The sequence below is a fragment of the Rahnella sp. PAMC25559 genome, from assembly GCF_050632365.1.
GTDB classification, from domain to species: Bacteria; Pseudomonadota; Gammaproteobacteria; order Enterobacterales; family Enterobacteriaceae; genus Rahnella; species Rahnella rivi.
In genome coordinates, this window is record NZ_CP192543.1 from 4,265,515 (window position 1) to 4,281,904 (window position 16,390).

14 protein-coding genes are annotated in these 16,390 nt (G+C 54.9%); 6 read left to right on the forward strand and 8 right to left on the reverse strand.

Translation table 11 applies throughout. The features are described 5' to 3' along the window. Window positions 1-76: 76 nt before the first annotated feature. Together btsR and ACQZQY_RS20665 are read right to left on the reverse strand one after the other, a co-directional pair. Complete coding sequence (gene btsR, locus ACQZQY_RS20660; RefSeq protein WP_431296324.1) at window positions 77-796, reverse strand: two-component system response regulator BtsR; 720 nt, start codon at window positions 794-796, stop codon at window positions 77-79. Further along, window positions 774-2,477, reverse strand: a complete 1,704-nt coding sequence (locus ACQZQY_RS20665) for a LytS/YhcK type 5TM receptor domain-containing protein (RefSeq protein WP_431296325.1) — start codon at window positions 2,475-2,477, stop codon at window positions 774-776. Before ACQZQY_RS20665 ends, btsR begins: the two co-directional genes overlap by 23 nt. Window positions 2,478-2,554: 77 nt before the next feature. Between ACQZQY_RS20665 and ACQZQY_RS20670 the strand changes: the two genes are divergently transcribed. Both ACQZQY_RS20670 and ACQZQY_RS20675 read left to right on the forward strand, forming a co-directional pair. Then, window positions 2,555-2,992 (forward strand): GNAT family N-acetyltransferase, encoded by a 438-nt coding sequence (locus ACQZQY_RS20670; protein ID WP_431296326.1) that lies wholly within the window; start codon window positions 2,555-2,557, stop codon window positions 2,990-2,992. A 139-nt stretch (window positions 2,993-3,131) separates the two neighbouring features. Next, on the forward strand, window positions 3,132-3,791 hold the full coding sequence (locus tag ACQZQY_RS20675; protein WP_122097422.1) for a DUF3313 domain-containing protein: 660 nt from the start codon (window positions 3,132-3,134) through the stop codon (window positions 3,789-3,791). Between the two features lie 153 nt (window positions 3,792-3,944). Here the strand turns inward: ACQZQY_RS20675 and guaA are convergent, their stop codons facing one another. Together guaA and guaB are read right to left on the reverse strand one after the other, a co-directional pair. After that, window positions 3,945-5,522 carry a glutamine-hydrolyzing GMP synthase gene (guaA, locus tag ACQZQY_RS20680; protein WP_056781247.1) on the reverse strand — a complete coding sequence of 526 codons (1,578 nt, stop codon included), beginning with the start codon at window positions 5,520-5,522 and terminating at the stop codon, window positions 3,945-3,947. A gap of 104 nt (window positions 5,523-5,626) precedes the next feature. Beyond that, entirely contained in the window at window positions 5,627-7,093 is a 1,467-nt protein-coding gene (gene guaB, locus ACQZQY_RS20685; protein ID WP_136374760.1) for an IMP dehydrogenase, read from the reverse strand. 168 nt (window positions 7,094-7,261) lie between these two features. On the opposite strand from guaB, the gene xseA reads away from it, so the two are divergent. Then, window positions 7,262-8,635 (forward strand): exodeoxyribonuclease VII large subunit, encoded by a 1,374-nt coding sequence (gene xseA / locus ACQZQY_RS20690; protein ID WP_421670932.1) that lies wholly within the window; start codon window positions 7,262-7,264, stop codon window positions 8,633-8,635. A gap of 50 nt (window positions 8,636-8,685) precedes the next feature. Here xseA and ACQZQY_RS20695 read toward each other — a convergent pair whose 3' ends face one another. Together ACQZQY_RS20695 and ACQZQY_RS20700 are read right to left on the reverse strand one after the other, a co-directional pair. Continuing rightward, entirely contained in the window at window positions 8,686-11,049 is a 2,364-nt protein-coding gene (locus tag ACQZQY_RS20695) for a TIM-barrel domain-containing protein (RefSeq protein ID WP_431296327.1), read from the reverse strand. Further along, a complete protein-coding gene (locus ACQZQY_RS20700) occupies window positions 11,046-12,359 on the reverse strand; it encodes an MFS transporter (RefSeq protein WP_431296328.1) in 1,314 nt (437 codons plus the stop codon). Before ACQZQY_RS20700 ends, ACQZQY_RS20695 begins: the two co-directional genes overlap by 4 nt. Before the next feature lie 214 nt (window positions 12,360-12,573). Here ACQZQY_RS20700 and ACQZQY_RS20705 point away from each other — a divergent pair, with 214 nt between their 5' ends. From ACQZQY_RS20705 to ACQZQY_RS20715, 3 genes are all read left to right on the forward strand, one after another. Further along, the gene (locus ACQZQY_RS20705) at window positions 12,574-13,653 is read left to right on the forward strand and encodes a LacI family DNA-binding transcriptional regulator (RefSeq protein WP_431296329.1); all 1,080 of its coding nucleotides are present in this window, start codon (window positions 12,574-12,576) and stop codon (window positions 13,651-13,653) included. A 171-nt stretch (window positions 13,654-13,824) separates the two neighbouring features. Further along, window positions 13,825-14,859 (forward strand): M4 family metallopeptidase, encoded by a 1,035-nt coding sequence (locus ACQZQY_RS20710; protein ID WP_431296330.1) that lies wholly within the window; start codon window positions 13,825-13,827, stop codon window positions 14,857-14,859. After that, window positions 14,860-15,204 carry a protealysin inhibitor emfourin gene (locus tag ACQZQY_RS20715; protein WP_122097415.1) on the forward strand — a complete coding sequence of 115 codons (345 nt, stop codon included), beginning with the start codon at window positions 14,860-14,862 and terminating at the stop codon, window positions 15,202-15,204. Here ACQZQY_RS20715 and ACQZQY_RS20720 read toward each other — a convergent pair. Together ACQZQY_RS20720 and ACQZQY_RS20725 are read right to left on the reverse strand one after the other, a co-directional pair. Next, window positions 15,189-15,419 (reverse strand): zinc ribbon domain-containing protein, encoded by a 231-nt coding sequence (locus ACQZQY_RS20720; protein WP_431297224.1) that lies wholly within the window; start codon window positions 15,417-15,419, stop codon window positions 15,189-15,191. The genes ACQZQY_RS20715 and ACQZQY_RS20720 overlap by 16 nt on opposite strands. Before the next feature lie 12 nt (window positions 15,420-15,431). Next, the gene (locus tag ACQZQY_RS20725; RefSeq protein WP_056781265.1) at window positions 15,432-16,388 is read right to left on the reverse strand and encodes an AEC family transporter; all 957 of its coding nucleotides are present in this window, start codon (window positions 16,386-16,388) and stop codon (window positions 15,432-15,434) included. Window positions 16,389-16,390 lie beyond the last annotated feature (2 nt).

The window sequence follows — 16,390 nt, forward strand, 5'->3', positions numbered from 1 at the left end:
GAAAGCGCTCCGGCTGTTGGCGTGAGCGGCGTAATAGCGATTTAAACGGTTAAAACGCCGGAGTGAACGGTGCGGGTTACAGGCCCAGCCGGGACTTCAGGGCTTTCAGGTAGCGACGACTGACCGGCACCCGTACCTCATTTTTCATCACCAGCTCTGCCTGCCCGCAGTCATCAAAACGGATTTCGCGCAGATGCTGCATATTAATCAAATACTGCCGGTGGCAACGCAGCAACGGCGTGCGACTTTCCAGCGTGCGCAGCGTCAGCTCTGTAAAGCATTCACTGCCGTCGGCGCGGTTCACGAATACGCCGCTGACCCGTGAGCTGACAAAAATCACCTCATCTGTGGAGAGCAGATAAATACGGTTCTGCCCGCAGCAGGGGATCAGGGCAAGATCCGGCTCCCCCGCCATCAGCGCACTGACATTTTGTGCAGGAAGATGCTGTCGCAGGCGATGAAGGGTTTTCTCCAGCCGTGAGGCCTGAACCGGTTTGAGCAGATAATCGAACGCATTCTCTTCGAACGCCTGCAGCGCGTACTCATCGTATGCGGTGAGAAAGACGATATGAGGCATGCGCTCGGGGTCGATCATACTGACCAGTTCCAGACCGCTGATGCGCGGCATGTGTATATCCAGAAACACCACGTCAGGTCGCAGCCGGTTGATCGCGCCAAGGGCTTCCACCGCATTTTCACATTCGCCGGCCACGATGACGTCAGCGACCGGCTGCAACAGCACGCACAGGTTTTCACGCGCCAGCGGCTCGTCATCAACAATCAATATTTTCAGCATGTCGGCTCCTGGCTGGCAAACGTAAAATGACGCGGGTGAACCGTTCCGGCTCGCATTCAACCTGTAACCCGAACTCGTCGCCGTAGCGCCCGCGCAGACGGCGATCGACCAGACTCATCCCAAGCCCGTTACCGTTAGCCGACGGCGCGTACAGCCCGGCATTATCTTCCACGGTGAGCACCAGACACTCTCCCTGTCCGATAGCAGAAAGACGAAGCTGCCCGATACCGAGCAACTGCGATGTCCCGTGTTTGATGGCGTTTTCCACCAGCGGTTGCAGGGTAAAAGCGGGTAAACAGAGCTGTTGCAGCGCCTCGGGGAAATCAAAGGTGACATTCAGACGGTCACTGAACCGCGCTCGTTCGATATGCAGATAGGCTTGCACATGCTCGATTTCGTCGGCCAGCGTCACCACTTCCTGCGGGCGTTTGAGGTTTTTGCGAAAAAACGTAGAAAGATGCTGCACCAGTTCACTGGCCTGCTGGCTGTCGCGACGGATCACCGCCACCAGGGTATTCAGCGCGTTAAACAGAAAGTGAGGATTCACCTGCGCGTGCAGCAGTTTAATTTCCGACTGGATCAGTAACTGTTTGTGCCGTTCGTACTGTCCGGCGAGGATCTGCGCCGACAGCAGGCTGGCGATGCCTTCGCCCAGCGTACGGTTGATTGAACTGAACAACCGGTTGCGCGCTTCATACAGTTTGATCGTGCCGATCACTTCCTGATTTTCACCGCGCAGCGGGATCACCAGCGTCGAGCACAGCTTACACGACGGGCTTTGCGTGCACTGATAGGCCACCTCATTGCCGTCGGCATAAACCACTTCGTTATGTTCGATGGCGCGGTGCGAATGTTCGGACAATATCGGCGATCCCGGCAAATGGTGATCGTCGCCGATCCCGACAAACGCCAGCAGTTTCTCACGATCGGTAATCGCCACAGCGCCGATATCCAGCTCCTGATAAATGATCTGCGCCACCCGGGCGGTATTCTCCTGATTAAACCCCTGACGCAGCACACCTTCGGTACAGGCGGCGATATTGAGCGCGCGGGCGCTGAACGCCGTGGTGTAACGTTCAAACATCGCCCGCCGGTCGAGCAGAATGCGCATAAACATAGCCGCGCCGATGGTATTGGTCACCATCATCGGCGTGGCGATGCTTTTGACCAGCCGCAGCGCTTCGTCAAAAGGACGCGCCACCATCAAAATGATCGCCATTTGCAGCACTTCAGCAAACAGCGTGACGCCCGCGACGGTCAGCGGATTAAACAGCCGGTCAATACGTCCCCGCCGCATCAGCACACGATGCACTATGCCGCCGAGCAATCCCTCGATAACCGTCGAAATCATGCAACTCAGCGCTGTCATGCCCCCCAGCGAATACCGGTGTAACCCGCCCGTCAGACCGACCAGAACACCAACGACCGGCCCGCCGAGTAAACCGCCCAGCACCGCGCCGATGGCCCGGGTATTGGCGATTGAATCCTGAATATGCAGACCAAAATAAGTGCCCATAATGCAGAACATCGAGAACATGAAATAACACAGCAATTTGTGCGGAAGCCGCACGGTAACGTGCATCAGCGGGATAAACAGAGGGGTTTTGCTGAGTAAATACGCAATGACTAAATAGACGCACATTTGCTGCAACAGCAACAAAACCAAATTGAACTCATACATAGTCGCTGGCAGTATCGTTAAGTGAGTTGCGTACCATACGCACAAATAACCCTACAGTCTTTGAGGAGTCTCACTCTTTGGTATCACCACTTCACATCCGGGCTTACGAAGAAGCCGATCGTCCTTTTTTACGCACGCTGTATCTGGCCGCACGCAAAGATACCTGGACGTGGCTGACAGAGGCTGACTACAAGCTGGAAGATTTTGACCGTGCGGTGATCGGCGAGACGATACTTGTCGCGGAGCGCGATGGGCATTTACTCGGGTTCGCCTCGATTTTTACCCAGGAAAACTTTCTGCATAACCTGTTTATCGACCCGCAATTTCAGGGGACCGGCGCCGGCAGCGCCTTACTTCGCGCCGCTGAAAAAACCTTTACCCGCACCGGTTCGCTGAAATGTTTGGTAAAGAGTCAAAAATCGGTCGCATTTTATTTATCAAAAGGCTGGGACATCGTCGCCACGGGGGATAGCCCTAAAGGCGAGTACTATCTCTTTCATTCACCAAATAAATGAGACGAGCGTGATCAATCATGCGCTCCTCTCACAAATATCAATACTCTGTTCTTCATCAATTTTTCTTTGTTGTTAAGAGGTTAAATTCCCCAGCGGTGCTATACATACTTTGTCTTCCTTAAAAATTTCGAGGGTTCGAATGAAAAAAATAAAGCTGCTGCAGATTGCTCTTGTGACCGGTACGATGTTTTTAGCGGGCTGTACAAGCCATGTTACGCAGACTGAAAAATTCTCAGGCTTCCTGGGGGATTATTCGGGCCTCAAGGAAGTGAAAACTGCCTCAGGAAATCCGGTTCTGCGCTGGATCGATCCTTCGTTTAAGAAAGAGAATTACTCCTACATTAAATACGAACCGATTAAATTCTATCCTGAGCCTCAGCCTACTGAGCAAATCAGCAAAGAGACACTTCAGGGGGCTCTGGATTATGCCAACAGCCGCATGAAAACTGCGCTGTCTGAGCGTCTGCCGCTGACCGATCACGCGGGGCCACGTACTTTGATCTTCAAAGGTGCCATTACCGGTGTGAATACTTCGGCTGAAGGTTTGCAGTTCTATGAAGTTATTCCGGTGGCGCTGGTGATTGCAGGTACCGAAACGGCGACCGGCCATCGTACCCGTGATACCGAAGTGTACTTTGAAGGCGAGCTGATCGATGCCAGCACCGGTAAAGCGGTGATAAAAGTTGTTCGTAAAGGATTCGGCAAACAGGTTTCCAACGATAAACAAAAAGTGACGGCAAACGATCTGAAAAGCGTCGTCGACAGCATGGCGAACGACACCCGGTTGTTCAACGAATAACGCCCACATGTGGCATGACAACAAGGCGGCCTGAGGGCTGCCTTTTTTATTAATATCCAGCCCTGCCCCCCTTTCACACATAAAAAAACGCCAGCGGATCTTGCGATCGCACTGGCGTTTTTACGGGTTTCAGGCTTCAGCTTTTGCTAAAACTTATTCCCACTCAATCGTTGCCGGTGGTTTACCCGAGATGTCGTAAACAACGCGGGAAATGCCGTCAACTTCGTTGATGATGCGGTTGGAGCAGCGGCCGAGGAAATCGTACGGCAGGTGTGCCCAGTGCGCGGTCATGAAGTCGATGGTTTCCACTGCGCGCAGGGAAACGACCCAGTCGTATTTACGGCCATCGCCCATCACGCCAACGGAGCGGACTGGCAGGAAGACGGTGAAGGCCTGACTGACTTTGTTGTACAGATCGGCTTTGTGCAGTTCTTCGATGAAGATAGCATCGGCGCGGCGCAACAGGTCGCAGTACTCTTTCTTCACTTCGCCCAGCACGCGAACGCCCAGACCTGGCCCCGGGAACGGGTGACGGAAAAGCATGTCGTATGGCAGGCCGAGTTCCAGACCGATTTTACGCACTTCGTCTTTGAACAGCTCTTTCAGCGGCTCAACCAGACCCAGTTTCATTTCTTTTGGCAGACCGCCCACGTTATGGTGGGATTTGATCACGTGCGCTTTGCCGGTGGCAGAGGCCGCAGATTCGATCACGTCAGGGTAGATCGTGCCCTGCGCCAGCCATTTCACCGCATCCTGCTTGCAGGCTTCTTCATCGAACACTTCAACAAAGACGCGGCCAATGATTTTACGTTTGGCTTCAGGTTCATCAACGCCTGCCAGCGCAGACAGGAAACGCTCTTCGGCAGCGACGTGAACGATGTTCAGGCCGAAACGGTCGCCGAACATTTCCAGAACCTGATCGGCTTCGTTAAGACGCAGCAGGCCGTTATCCACAAATACGCAGGTCAGACGGTCGCCAATCGCACGGTGCAGCAGCATCGCGGTCACAGAGGAGTCAACGCCGCCGGACAGGCCGAGGATCACGTGATCGTCGCCAATCTGCACGCGCAGACGCTCAACCGCGTCTTCGATGATTTTCGCTGGCGTCCACAGGGCTTCGCACTCGCAGATGTCCATGATGAAACGTTCGAGCATACGCAGGCCCTGACGGGTGTGCGTCACTTCCGGGTGGAACTGCACACCGTAGAAGCGTTTTTCTTCGTTCGCCATAATGGCAAACGGGCAAGTCTCGGTGCTGGCAACGGTCACGAAACCGGACGGGATGGCCGTCACTTTGTCGCCGTGGCTCATCCAGACGTCGAGCAGCGGTTTGTTGTTCTCGCTCAGGGCGTCCTGAATGTCGCGGATTAACGCGCTTTCAGTCTGAACTTCAACCTGCGCGTAACCAAATTCGCGCTCGTTAGAGCCTTCAACATGGCCGCCTAACTGCATTGCCATGGTTTGCATGCCGTAGCAGACGCCCAGAACCGGCACACCGGCTTCGAAGACGTAATCAGGGGCGCGCGGGCTGTCATGCTCGGTGGTACTTTCCGGGCCGCCGGACAGGATGATCCCGTTCGGGTTGAATTCGCGGATTTGGGCTTCGGTTACGTCCCAGGCCCAGAGTTCGCAATAGACACCCAGTTCACGCACGCGGCGCGCAACAAGTTGGGTGTACTGGGAGCCGAAATCGAGGATCAGGATACGGTGCTTGTGAATATTTTCGCTCATGAGGGGGCGTTTTCCAGAAAGCAATAAAAGCGTTAAAACAACAGGTTAAATTTTCTGACAATCTTAAAAGCAGACAGCGAGCCTTTAGCTCGCTGTCTTTCGGGTCAGGAACCCATGCGGTAGTTCGGTGACTCTTTGGTAATGGTCACGTCATGTACGTGGCTTTCCTGGATCCCTGCACCGCTGATGCGGACAAACTCAGCCTTGGTGCGCAGGTCGTCGATGGTAGCACAACCGGTCAGCCCCATACAGGAGCGCAGACCGCCCATTTGCTGGTGGATGATTTCTTTCAGACGGCCTTTATAGGCCACGCGACCTTCGATACCTTCCGGTACCAGTTTGTCAGCGGCGTTGTCCGTCTGGAAGTAACGGTCAGAAGAGCCTTTGGACATCGCGCCCAGAGAACCCATACCACGGTAAGATTTGTATGAACGGCCCTGATACAGCTCAATTTCGCCCGGCGATTCTTCGGTCCCTGCCAGCATCCCACCAACCATCACGCAGCTTGCGCCAGCCGCAATAGCTTTAGCGATGTCGCCGGAGAAGCGGATACCGCCGTCAGCGATAACCGGAATGCCTGTGCCTTCCAGCGCTTCAACCGCGTCAGAAACGGCGGTGATTTGCGGAACACCCACGCCGGTCACGATACGGGTGGTACAGATGGAGCCAGGACCGATACCGACTTTCACCGCGCTCACGCCCGCTTTCGCCAGTGCCAGAGCACCTGCGCCAGTTGCGACGTTACCGCCAATGATTTGCAGATCCGGGTATTTAGCGCGGGTTGCGCGGATACGTTCCAGAACGCCTTCGGAGTGGCCGTGAGAGGAGTCAATCAGCAGAACGTCAACACCGGCCGCGACCAGCGCATCGATACGCTCTTCGTTGCCCGCACCGGCGCCAACCGCAGCACCGACGCGCAGGCTGCCCTGCTCATCTTTACAGGCGTTCGGTTTACGTTCGGCTTTCTGGAAGTCTTTTACGGTGATCATACCGAGCAGATGGAATTGCGCGTCAACCACCAGCGCTTTCTCTACGCGTTTTTCGTGCATTTTTTGCAGCACGACTTCGCGGGCTTCGCCTTCTTTGACGGTGACCAGACGCTCTTTCGGCGTCATGACTGCCGTGACAGGCTGTTCCAGATCGGTCACGAAGCGCACGTCACGACCGGTAATAATACCGACCAGTTCGTTTTCTTCCGTCACGACCGGATAACCGGCAAAACCGTTAATTTCAGTGAGTGCTTTAACCTGACGCAGAGTGGTCGAAGGTGTGACGGTTTTAGGGTCAGCAACAACGCCGCTTTCATGCTTCTTCACGCGACGGACTTCTTCCGCCTGACGCTCAATAGACATGTTCTTGTGGATGAATCCGAGGCCGCCTTCCTGCGCCAGAGCAATCGCCAGATTCGCTTCAGTCACGGTATCCATAGCTGCGGACAGCATAGGGATATTCAGACGGATTTTAGCGGTCAGTTGAGTACCGAGATCGGCAGTATTGGGCAGAACTGTGGAGTGGGCTGGAACAAGGAGAACGTCGTCGAACGTTAGTGCTTCTTTTGCGATACGTAGCATGGGCAATATCTCACCAAGGTGGATGCGGAAAAGATAAAATATTGCAGCGGGAGTATACAGGTGAGTAGGCATTCCGACCAGAACTATTTCAAAAACTTCTTGATTACCTTTTGCGGGCATGTAGTATCGTTCGATTAAGTCTCTGTTTTTGAATTTGATCTGGATCACATGTCACTACCTTCTTCGCCTCCTATTTTTACCGTAAGCCGCCTGAATCAGACGGTCCGACAGTTGCTGGAAAACGAAATGGGTCAGGTCTGGCTCTCCGGTGAGATTTCAAACTTCTCTCAGCCGTCCTCCGGCCACTGGTATTTCACGCTCAAAGATGACCGCGCTCAGGTCAAATGCGCGATGTTTCGCAACACCAATCGCCGCACGACGTTTCGCCCGCAAAACGGTCAGCAGGTTCTGGTCCGCGCGACCATAACCTTGTACGAACCGCGCGGCGATTATCAGCTGATTGCCGAAAGCATGCAGGAAGCGGGTGACGGTCTGTTGCAACAGAAATTCGATCTGCTGAAACAGCAACTGGCCGCCGAAGGTCTGTTTGATGCGCAGTTTAAACAGCCGCTGCCCTCGCCTGCCAAATGCGTCGGTGTGATCACATCCGCCAGCGGTGCTGCGCTGCATGACGTCTTAAATGTCTTAAAGCGTCGTGACCCGTCATTACCCGTCATTATCTATCCGACCTCCGTTCAGGGCGTGGATGCGCCAGGGCAAATCGTCCGTGCCATTCAGCTGGCGAATGCCCGTGAAGAAGTGGATGTCCTGATTGTCGGGCGCGGCGGCGGTTCGCTGGAAGATTTGTGGAGCTTTAATGATGAGCGCGTGGCTCGGGCGATTTTCGCCAGCCGCATTCCGATCGTCAGCGCCGTCGGCCACGAAACCGATGTCACCATTGCCGATTTTGTCGCTGATTTACGCGCGCCGACGCCGTCTGCCGCCGCCGAACTGATCAGCCGCAACCAGCTGGAATTGCTGCGTCAGATCCAGTCACAGCAGCAGCGCCTTGAAATGGCGATGGATTATTATCTCGCGCAGCTCACTCAGCGTTTCACGCGTCTGAATCATCGCCTGCAACAACAGCATCCGCATTTACGTCTGGCGCGCCAGCAAACGGCACTGTTCAAACTGCGCCGTCGTCTTGATGAAGCCATGCAAAACCAGCTGCGCCAGATGCTGCGCCGCACCGACCGTTTACAGCAACGCCTGACGCAGCAACAGCCGCAACCGCGTATTCACCGCGCCCAGCAACGGGTCCAGCAATTACAGTACCGCTTGCAGCAGGCGATGTCCGCGCAACTGGGCGAACATCGCGAGCGCTTCGGCAAGGCCTGCGCACAACTTGAGGGCGTCAGCCCGCTGGCAACGCTGGCGCGCGGTTATAGCGTGACCACCACGCCACAAGGCGCGTTACTCAAGAAAACCACCCAGACCGCACCGGGCGATACGCTAAAAACACGTCTGGCCGATGGCTGGATTGAAAGTGAAGTGAAATCGATTGTGGTGGAGAAGAAGGCGCGGAAACGGGCGGTTAAATAAACGTGGGGTTTAACACCTCCTCCCCTTTTCAGAGGAGGAGTTTGAAATACTTAGAGATTATAGCCAGTTGTTTTCACACCGTTCACCCACACCTCACGCGCTTCGCCTGCCGGCAGCACAATGTTGAGGGTTTTCCACGCCGGTTTAAATTCCCCGCGCTGAGTGATTGTGATATCGATGCGCTGCGCGTCAGTGACAATATTCCAGTTCAGCCACAGCGCCTGATTTTGCTGCCAGCGGTGGCTCTCGCCGTCATCTTCGAACAGCATTCCCGCTGACGTCAGCTCACCCGGTGCCGGATAAACGTGCAACTCGCGTTCCAGGTCTTTATGGCTGTCAACGTGAGCCAGCCGTGCGGATTGCGGCAATGCGGCGCCGGCGCGGACCAGCAGCGGCAGGCGCTCAAGCGGTGCATCAAGGGTGATTGTCTGGCCGCCTGCAAACCATTCCCCGGTGTAAAAATCACACCAGCCGATACCGTTATCCGGCAGATAAACCTGACGTTCACGCTGACCTTCATCCACCACGCTGGCGACCAGCAAATCATGCCCCATCAGGAAATCATCGGTTTCCGCGAAGGTGTTTTTGTCGTGCTCGTGGTCGAGGAATGTCGGGCGCAGCATCGGCTCATCGTCGGCATGTGCCTGCCACAACAAGGTGTAGAAATACGGCAGCAGACGGTAGCGCAAACGGATCGCGTCGCGGATAAGCGGCGTCACCTGCGGGTACATCCACGGCTCATTCACCGTGTGATCGTCATTCCAGGAGTGAATGGTAAAACGCGGATGCATCACGCCGTTTTGCACCCAGCGTACAAACAGTTCGGCATCGGGCTTATCGCCAGAGAAGCCGCCGACGTCGTGGCCGACGTTGTACAAACCGGACAAACTCATGCCAATGCCCATGCGCGTGTTGTACCGCAGCGTCTGCCAGCTGGTGCGATTGTCGCCGCTCCACGTCTGCACGTAACGTTGCATTCCCGCACAGCCGGAACGTGAAATCAGATACGGACGGGTTTCCGGCGCGAAACTTTGCTGCGCTTCAAACGACGCACGCATCATCAGCAGCGGCATTACCGGGCGGATATGTTTAATGGCGATGGACTTACCGAAACCGTGACAACGCGCATCGTTGTCCCAGACTTCGTATTCGTTGTTGTCGTTCCAGGTTGAGCCGATGCCTTTTTCCAGCAACTGCTGCGTCACCCCTTTTTGCCACCAGCGCACCGCGGCCGGGTGGGTGAAATCGAGATGCGATCCTTCGTCGTCCCAGAAAACAGAACGTTCCGGCACATTGCTCTCGCTGTCACGAATGAACAATCCCTGCTCCGCCACCTGCCCATATTGCGGGTGATCCTGCAACAGACAAGGTTTAATGTTGGCCGCCAGACGAATACCCGCATCAAGAAATGCCTGCGACATCACTTCAGGCTGTGGCACTTTGTCGTAGTTCCAGTTGAAGACATAACGCTTGTTGCCAATCGAGGTATAACCCGATGAAAGCTGGAAGGAATCGCAGGGAATGTCATGTTGCTGACACAGCGTGATGAATTTCATCAGTTGCTGCTGGGCGTCCGGCGCATCGGTGTAGTACATGGTCGAGCCACTGTAACCGAGGCTCCATTTCGGACCAAAGGTGGTTTTACCGGTCAGCTTCACCAGTTTTTTGGTGACATCCAGCGCGGTCGGGCCGATAAACAGGTAGTAATCCAGATCCCCGGCTTCGGCGCTGAAACGGCGGTATGGCAGATGGTAGTTATCCAGCTCATTGCCAAGATCAAGCCAGACATTGCTTAGATTGTCGTAGAACAAGCCGAAACTGACGTCGTTACGGCGGGTCATAGTAAACGGAATATGTTTGTATAACGGATCGGTGCTGGCGGCGTTGTAACCCATCGCATCCAGATTGCGCATTTCAAAACGACGCCCGCTGCGGTTAAGATCCCCGGCTTTTTCGCCCAGCCCGTACACGCCATCCTGTGCTTCACGCAACTGATAGTGCGCCGAGGCATCGCCTTTCACCGACAGCATATACGCGCCGGTTTTTCGATCGCTGACCAGCGGTAACCAGACGCCCGCCTCATTTTTATGTTCCCACTCCAGCCACAAAGGCTGATGCACGGTGACACGTAACATTTCGGTGGTCACCGTCAGGGTATTTTCGCCGTGCGAAAGTTGATAACCCGGCAACGTAAAACCTTCATTGCTCAGACGATCGCGCCCTTCCCACGGCACATCATTTTGCGGCGCAATGCTCCAGGTGCGGTCCAGTGCCAGTTCGCCATTGCGCTGAATAAAGACACGGATTAACCCCTGCTCCAGCACCCTCAGACAAAACAGATGCTTACCTTCGACACGCAAATCCACGCCTGCGTCATGATGTCCGGCCAGCTCCCAGTGTTTCAACGTCTTCATACATGCTCCCTTTTTGCCGGATTGCGGCGTTCAGCGATCAGCGCAATCAGGAATATTGCCCCAATCAAATCAAAGAATCCCATTGCGATAAACAGCGGATTGAAACCAATCGTGTCGGCAACTGCGCCGATCAGCAGTGAAAACAGGAAGCTGGCGATCCACGCGGAGGAACCGCGCATGCCGTTGACGGTCGCTACCTGATTTTTGTCAAACGTCTCTACCACCACGGCGCTCAGCATGCAGGAAATCACCTGGTGCCCGAAGCCACCGATGGAGATCAGCGCAATCGCCGCGTAAGGACTTTGTGTGAGTGCAACCAGAGCCAGAGACAGCATCATGAAAGCGCCAGTCACGGAGCTGGCAACGATGGAGTTAATGCGCGTGCAGCCAAATACTTTGCGGTAGAGCGTGGTGAGATAACCGCTGGCAATACTGCCCAGATCGGCGGCCAGGAAGGGTAACCAGGCGAACATCACGATGTGTTTCAAATCCATCCCGCGTTCGTTGGCGAGATACAGCGGCACCCAGAAACTGAACACGGCCCATGCCGGTTCGGCCAGAAATGCCGGAATGGCGATCCCGTAGAACTTTTTGTTTTTGCAGACGATTTTCAGCGACTTAAGGAACGGCAAGCGCGTTTGCTGCGGCTCGTTATCAGAGCGGATCAGCGCCAGTTCGTCTTTGCTCAGGTTCGGATGGGTTTCCGGTGAATGATAAAATTTCCACCACAGCAGCACCCACAGCATTGAGAGCACACCGCAAAACAGAAACGCACCACGCCAGCCAAAAGACAGGTGCGCCACCAGAATAATAGGCGGCGCCAGCATCGCGCCTATCGAGAAACCTACGCCAGCCCAGCCGGCAGCAACCGGCCGCTCTTTACGCGGGAACCAGTCGGATATCGCTTTGGCGTTGGCCGGGGTGGCCGCCGCTTCGGCGCTGCCCATGAAGAAACGCAAAATCGCCAGCTGGATCCAGCTTCCTGCCCCGGCATGCAGCATACACACCACCGCCCAGACGGAAGCGCAGATCAGGAAGCCAAGCTTCAGACCGATCACGTCAATCAGCCAGCCGCACAGGGGCTGGAAAATGGTGTACGCCGCCTGAAACGCAGCGACGATGTAGGAATATTGTTCGGTGGTCATGTTCAGGCTGGTTTTAAGTTCCGCAGCCAGTAAACCCAGAGAGTTACGGGTGATGTAGTTGACGGTCACACCCAGCAGGAACAGCGCCAGCATCCACCAGCGCAAGGCTTTTATTTTTCGACGTCCGATAACGGCCGTACTTTCGGTGTTGATTTGAATTGTCATGTCCGTTCTCCCACCCGTCGGCCTGGCCGCAGATGATGTGTTATGTGAGGTACTTTTGCAGAGTAGGCAGGCGGATTTGTGAGTGGAACGTGATTTTTTGCAAAAGCTTTCACGCTATAACTGCGTAGCGAAATCAGAGCGGATAAAAGCTTATGGATGAGCGGGGTTCTCAGATGAAAAATTTTGCATGAGCGATTTTGAAGGAGATCACAGTTTGAAAGGAAAGTTAAATATCCAGCAAATTGCCGACCAGACCGGGCTCTCGATCAGCACCGTTTCACGGGTTCTGGCCGGAAAAAATAACACCAGCAGCAAAGCACGCGATCGCGTGCTCGAATGTGCGAAATCACAGGGCGTTTTTAACGGGCTTTCAACCGGTCGCCTGATGCTCAACAACATCATGATTTTCGCCCCGGCCCGCGCTTTCGATGTGCGCAGCGATATTTTTTATTACAAAGTGGTTCAGGGGATCCTGGCGGCGACGGCTCACCATGAAGTGCGGGTGCGCTATTGCGCGATGGAAGAAGAAAATGCCAACGCGGCGTTGTTTATCGCCAAAATGACCGACCCGCTGACCGAAGCTGCCTTGCTGGTCGGTATCGACGATCCGCATATTCATCTGCTGGCGGCGGAAATGGGTAAACCCTGCGTGCTGGTGAACTGTCATGACCGGCACATGCGCCATGACAGCGTCAGCCCCGATCATCAGAGCATGGGGGATTTTGCCTGTGACTACCTGTTTTCACAGGGCCATCAGCACATCGTCACGCTGCAATGCCTGCGCCGACATACCATGGAACTGCGTCTGAGCGGCATCAAACAGGCCTTCAGCCGCCATCATCAGACCTTCAGCGACAACCATCATCTGATCAACACATCAGGTTTTGGCGCGCAGGAAAGCGAACAGGCGTTACTTGAATATCTGGACGCTTTACCCATCGGGCAACCCTTGCCGACAGCGATTCTGGCCGGGGGAGATTACATGGCGTCCGGCGTGGTGGCTGCGTTGAGTAAAAAAGGGATTTCGGTACCCGGTGATATCAGTGTACTCAGCACCGACGGGTTTAATCTGGCGGAGATCCACGACGTCCTGCTCACTGCGGTGCACGTGCCGCGCGATGAGCTGGGAACCGAGGCTATCGCGCTGTTACAGCGCCGTATGCTGCGCCCTGACGCGCCTTATACCAGCCAGCTGTTACAAGGGAAGCTGGTGGTAAGAGAATCGGTGCGCAAGGCGTCTGGTCGCGCGGTGATCCCCCTTCCGCATCATCTTTATGATCAGCCTGTTTTATGACCGGGGTATTGTGTGACCCGCAGGCGGACAGATAAATCTCATCTTTCACGGGCAGGTTGTCGCGCGGTTCTATACTGAAAAGTGACGACTAAACATTAGCCGCTTTTCACTATCAGACTGTCCGAACACCTTTCTTTCACCTCCGGGTGACCCTTGATAAGGAGATTCACGATGAATCACAGTTCCGCGAAACGTTACAACAGCGTCATCCCACCTTATATGCTTAACCGCATTATTGAACACGGCTCAGAACCTCAGCGCAGATGCGCAAAACAGACGCTGGTGCATGTTAATACCCTGATGGCCCAGCCTTACGCCAAACCGCAAAAGACGGTGACGGCCAAAGCGGGTCTGGTTGAGCGCGATATTTACGACGCCAAAAACACCACCCGCCTGCCGGGCGAATCCGTGCGAAAAGAAGGCCAGGCGAGTAACGGCGATGTCTCGGTGGATGAAGCCTATGATTATCTCGGCGTAACCTATGATTTCTTCTGGCAGGCGTATCAGCGAAACTCTCTCGACAATAAAGGACTGGCATTGCTCGGCACCGTTCATTACGACAAGGGCTATCAAAATGCCTTCTGGAACGGTCAGCAAATGGTATTTGGCGACGGTGACGGGGAAATATTTAACCGCTTCACCATTGCTATCGACGTGGTTGGCCATGAACTTTCCCACGGTGTGACAGAAACAGAAGCCGGCCTGGAATATAACGGGCAATCCGGCGCGCTGAACGAATCGATGTCGGATGTGTTTGGCTCGCTGGTGAAACAGTTCCATCTGAAACAGACTGCCGATAAAGCCGACTGGATCATTGGTGAAGGATTACTGGCAAAAGGCATTCACGGCACCGGCCTGCGGTCGATGTCGCATCCCGGTACTGCGTATGATGATCCGCTGCTCGGCAAAGATCCGCAGCCTGCCGACATGAGCGGCTACGTCAACACCCGCGACGATAACGGCGGTGTGCACATCAATTCCGGCATCCCTAACCGCGCATTTTATCTGGCGGCGACGACACTTGGCGGTAACGCGTGGGAACGCGCCGGTTATGTCTGGTATGACACGATCTGCGATAAGTCCCTGCCCAAAGACGCAGACTTTGTGACTCTCGCCCAACTGACGGTTCAGCATGCGGAAAAACGGTTTGACGCTTCTGTCGCTCAGGCGGTTCGTGAAGCCTGGGAGCAGGTTGGAGTGATGTAAATGAAACCTTTAGATTCGCTGGAAAGTAATGCGGTGATTGAGATTTACCGCGAAGGCGGCATCGCGTTTATCCCCAAACTCAGCGGGCCGCGCAGGGTCGAGCTTGCAGGAATGAGCGATGACAAACGGCAGCAAATTTGCCAGCTCATCAACCAGGCCATGCCCTTCGCTCAGGAAAAAGAAAACGCCGGTCGCGGTGACCAGCGTTATTTCCGTATTGAGATTTACGTCGAATCGGCCGAGCATTCTGCCAGTCTGGTGGTGATTATTCCCGAAACCGAAGCCCCGGAAGCGCTGGTGAATTTATGGAAACAGGCTCAGCCCGATGATCATCCCTCTGAATAAGGCGAATACGTAAACAACACCCGTTTTTTAGATACCATCCCGTGCCCGTTTTGGCAGAAATAGTCGACTGCGCCGCAGGCTTTCAGCTCCTGCAACGGTTGCTGACAATCCGGGCATAACGCCGTTTGATTGTATTCTTTGCCGCAGGCGTCGCAGCGAAAGTGACCGCTCACCCAACTCATTGGCTGCTCACAAACCGGACAATATGCTTCCATCATGCCTCTCCTTTAAATGACCCCGAGCGTCCGTAATAAATACAGGCCCAGCGCGGTGGTAAAAAATGATCCCAACGTCGTGACCGCAATAATGTTCGCCGCCAGCGTGGCATTTCCGCCCATGGCGCGGGTCATTACGTAGCTGCCTGCGGCCGTGGGCGTGCAGGAAAAAAGAAAAATGACGCCAAGCGCCGCGCCGCGAAAACCAAAAGCCCATGCGCCCAGCGTCATCAGCGCAGGCACAAATACCACACGCGAGGCGGATGACCAGGCGGCCACATTCGAACTGCGAAACATCGCCCGCCAGTCAAGGCTGGCACCGGCGCACAACATCGCCAGCGGCAGTGCCATTCCGGAGATGAACGCGCCGGTACTGGCGAGCGTTGCCGGCATAGGCAGATGGCTGTGCTGGAATGCCAGCCCCAGCACCAGGCCAATAATCAGCGGATTGGTCAGGATACCGTGCAACACAGGCCGCATTCCGATGCGCTTACCCTGCCCACCCTGCAAACTGCGGGTCAATGTAATCACCGACAGCACGTTGAACAAGATCACCGTCACTGCCAGATACATCGAGCCGAGCGCAATGCCTTCACTGCCAAAAGCCAGCGACGCATAGGCCAGCCCAGCGATGCCGGTATTCGCACGAAATCCGCCCTGCACAAATATGCCGCGCTCACGCGGATCTTTCACCAGCTTTAGCGCAACCAGTTCCAGCAGCAGGAAAGACACCACTGTCGCCACACCACCATAAATCGCCAGCGGCAGGTTAGAACCCGAAGAATCATGCCCTTGCGCCACACTGAAAAAGAGCAGGCAAGGTAACGCGATATTGAAAACAAGCCGGCTGGCTTTCTCATTAAAACTGTCGTCCATCAGGCCGGTACGGCGCAAAACCATGCCTAACAACAAAATCAGTAAATTTGGCACCGTTACGCCAAATGCAAAACTCCAGGTCTGCCAAAACATCC

What these genes read in the sequence shown, in the direction of transcription:
- ACQZQY_RS20675 (WP_122097422.1), top strand. Translation starts at nt 3,132, where the DNA reads ATGAAAAAAATAAAGCTGCTGCAGATTGCTCTTGTGACCGGTACGATG.
- xseA (WP_421670932.1), top strand. Translation starts at nt 7,262, where the DNA reads ATGTCACTACCTTCTTCGCCTCCTATTTTTACCGTAAGCCGCCTGAAT.
- ACQZQY_RS20710 (WP_431296330.1), top strand. Translation starts at nt 13,825, where the DNA reads ATGAATCACAGTTCCGCGAAACGTTACAACAGCGTCATCCCACCTTAT.
- ACQZQY_RS20725 (WP_056781265.1), bottom strand. Translation starts at nt 16,388, where the DNA reads ATGTTTTGGCAGACCTGGAGTTTTGCATTTGGCGTAACGGTGCCAAAT.
- ACQZQY_RS20700 (WP_431296328.1), bottom strand. Translation starts at nt 12,359, where the DNA reads ATGACAATTCAAATCAACACCGAAAGTACGGCCGTTATCGGACGTCGA.
- guaB (WP_136374760.1), bottom strand. Translation starts at nt 7,093, where the DNA reads ATGCTACGTATCGCAAAAGAAGCACTAACGTTCGACGACGTTCTCCTT.
- btsR (WP_431296324.1), bottom strand. Translation starts at nt 796, where the DNA reads ATGCTGAAAATATTGATTGTTGATGACGAGCCGCTGGCGCGTGAAAAC.
- ACQZQY_RS20715 (WP_122097415.1), top strand. Translation starts at nt 14,860, where the DNA reads ATGAAACCTTTAGATTCGCTGGAAAGTAATGCGGTGATTGAGATTTAC.
- guaA (WP_056781247.1), bottom strand. Translation starts at nt 5,522, where the DNA reads ATGAGCGAAAATATTCACAAGCACCGTATCCTGATCCTCGATTTCGGC.
- ACQZQY_RS20665 (WP_431296325.1), bottom strand. Translation starts at nt 2,477, where the DNA reads ATGTATGAGTTCAATTTGGTTTTGTTGCTGTTGCAGCAAATGTGCGTC.
- ACQZQY_RS20695 (WP_431296327.1), bottom strand. Translation starts at nt 11,049, where the DNA reads ATGAAGACGTTGAAACACTGGGAGCTGGCCGGACATCATGACGCAGGC.
- ACQZQY_RS20720 (WP_431297224.1), bottom strand. Translation starts at nt 15,419, where the DNA reads ATGGAAGCATATTGTCCGGTTTGTGAGCAGCCAATGAGTTGGGTGAGC.